The following is a 2,336-nucleotide window of genomic DNA, read 5'->3' as shown; positions in this document are numbered from 1 at the left end:
CGCCGGTTCACCCGCTCCGGGGATATCTCGCCATATTCCGCATTGCAGACGCCGTCCACCTCGGCGCCCATCAACGCCTCCGCGAACGTCTTCACCATCGAGCCCAGCAGGTCTGGACTCGCTGCCACCAGCTCCTTGCCGAACCCTTCGGCATCGGTCACAGTCGGACGCACGGCCATCGCGTATCTCCTCCTCGAGTTCTTGGCGGTTCTCGAAAAGGATCACGCGGTGGTCGCTCTACGTCACGGACCGCCACTCCGGCGAGTCGTTAGACGATCACGATCCGTACACCACGTCCCTGGACTCCACTTCAGATCCAGCAGGCGTTCAGGCCGAGCTCGGCGGCCTCGACGTGTGCGTCGACATCGTCGGCGAGGCGGTGTGAGATCCGATTCTCGACATGAGCTACGACGCTTTCGCGGGTGTCCATTCACGGGTGGGTGGCTGTAGCCCGCTGACCTTGGGGTCCGTGTTGAGGGGACACGCCGTGGTCGTTGCTTGATCGGCATGGTTGGGCGTGGAGGATCTGGGGTTGTGGCTGACCCGTCCGCGTCGTGGGAGCCGCGTCTGGCGGCGGCCGAGGTGCGGATCGCCGAGCAGGCCGCGGCGCGGGTGGTAAACGACAAGCTGGCCGCGACGAACGAGCGGCTTCGGCTCGAAGGACCGCAAGCCGGGCGGGCAGCCGGGGCATCCCGGGGTTGGCCTGTCGCGGGAAGCGGACCCGGACCGGTCGTTATCGGCCGACCCGCCGGCGCAGTGCTCGTCGTGCGAGGCGGACCTGACGGGCGCGCAGGTGCTGCGCGACGGGTGGGCGCAGGTCTGGGACCTGCTGGAACCGGTGTTGGAGAAGGTCGAGTGGGCGTTGCCGCGGCGTCGCTGCGCCTGCTGCGGGAAGGTCACGACCGCGTCGGTGCCCGGGGCGCGGCACGCGGCGGCGGGCAGCGTCTCCTACGGGCCGCAGCTGTGTGCGGCGGCGGTGCTGCTGCTGCTGGCCAACGAGGGCAACATGCCGATCGAGCGGGCTGCCACCGTGATCGAGGCGCTGCTGGGGGTGCCGGTGTCGGCCGGGTTCGTCGCCCGCGCGAACGCCCGGCTCGCCGACGACCTGGCCCAGGCCGGGTTCGACGAGGCGATGAAGACGGCGCTGCGTGCCGAGCCGGTGCTCTGTGGCGACGAGTCCCCGGTCAACGTGATCCGCAAGGACCTCGACGAGGCGACCGGGGACCCGGTGGCCGCCGCCCCGCACCTGCTGGCGGTGCGCACCCCCTGGCCGGGACTGGTCTACTACGCCGCGGTCGGGTCGCGTTCCTCCGAGGCGATCGACGCGACCGGCGTTGCTCGACGGCTACACCGGTTTCCTGACCCGCGACGACTACTCCGGCTGGCACCAGTACGACGCCCGACTCGCCGGCGTGCAGCTTTGCGCTGCTCATCTGATCAGGTCACTGCGGGCGGTGCAGCAACTCGCGCCGAACGTCCAGAAGTGGGCTGGTCGGCTCGTCGACCTGCTCCGCGAGCCGCACGGCCTGATGACAGCCGCCAGCGCCACCGGCCAGACCCACCTTGAGCAGGACATGATCGACGGGTTGCGGGCCCGCTACGACGCCGACGTCGAGATCGGCCGGCTGACGAACATGTCCCGCCCGTGGAAGGACGACAAGAACCATCCGGGCCTGGTCCTGGCCCGACGGCTGGCCGCGAGGGCCGACCATGTCTGGCTCTTCACCACCGACTTCAAGATTCCCTGGGTCAATAACGACCTGTCTTCCGCACATGGGGTTGCGATGCGTTGGCCGGTCTGGTTTCGGTTCAAGGTGGCCGGGTCGGGTCGACATTGAGGATGTCGAGGAGGTGCTGTTGCAGAGCCGAGGGGCGGGGGATGTAGGCGATCTGGTCGCCCCGGGCGGGCACGAGGCGCAGTCTGCTCAGTGCGCTGAAGACCAGTGCTCCGGTGGGGCGGGCGGGACGGCCGGCGTAGAGGCCGGGGATCTTCCCGTCGGGGCCGGCGCCGAGCCGTGCTTGGCGTTCGACCAGGCAGAAGAGGAGCAGGGCCAGGCAGATCACGTGGATGAGCGCGTGGATGCGTTGGTTGGAGTGCAGGAACATCGGCGTGACCGCGAGCGGGCCCTTGAACGTGCCGTAGCGACGTTCGACGACTTCCTGCCCTTTGTAACGGGCGAGGACCTCGCCCGGGCCGACATCGTCAGGCAGGTTGGTCAGCAGGGCGTACCAGCCGTCGGTGGTGGCCTCGGTGTCGAGGGTGGCCTGGTCGAAGTGCCAGGTCAGGGCCGGTTTCCCGGTGTCCGGGTCGACGCTGGTGGCCGCGACGAGGTAGC

1 protein-coding gene and 2 pseudogenes are annotated in these 2,336 nt (G+C 69.2%); 1 reads left to right on the top strand and 2 read right to left on the bottom strand.

The window, feature by feature from the left end:
* On the bottom strand, positions 1–179 hold a 179-nt coding region (locus AB1460_RS36960; RefSeq protein WP_420497462.1), incomplete at its 3' end, for a transposase.
* 476 nt (positions 180–655) lie between these two features.
* Between AB1460_RS36960 and AB1460_RS36955 the strand changes: the two are divergent.
* A pseudogene (locus tag AB1460_RS36955) lies at positions 656–1,772 on the top strand (IS66 family transposase); the annotation flags it as partial.
* A gap of 37 nt (positions 1,773–1,809) precedes the next feature.
* Here AB1460_RS36955 and AB1460_RS36950 read toward each other — a convergent pair.
* Positions 1,810–2,336, bottom strand: a pseudogene (locus AB1460_RS36950) (transposase); the annotation flags it as partial.

Source organism: Parafrankia sp. FMc2 (assembly GCF_041008525.1).
In the GTDB taxonomy this organism is placed as follows: domain Bacteria; phylum Actinomycetota; class Actinomycetes; order Frankiales; family Frankiaceae; genus Parafrankia.
The sequence above is the reverse complement of the archived record's forward strand: the minus strand, read 5'-3'. Positions and strand labels throughout refer to the sequence as shown.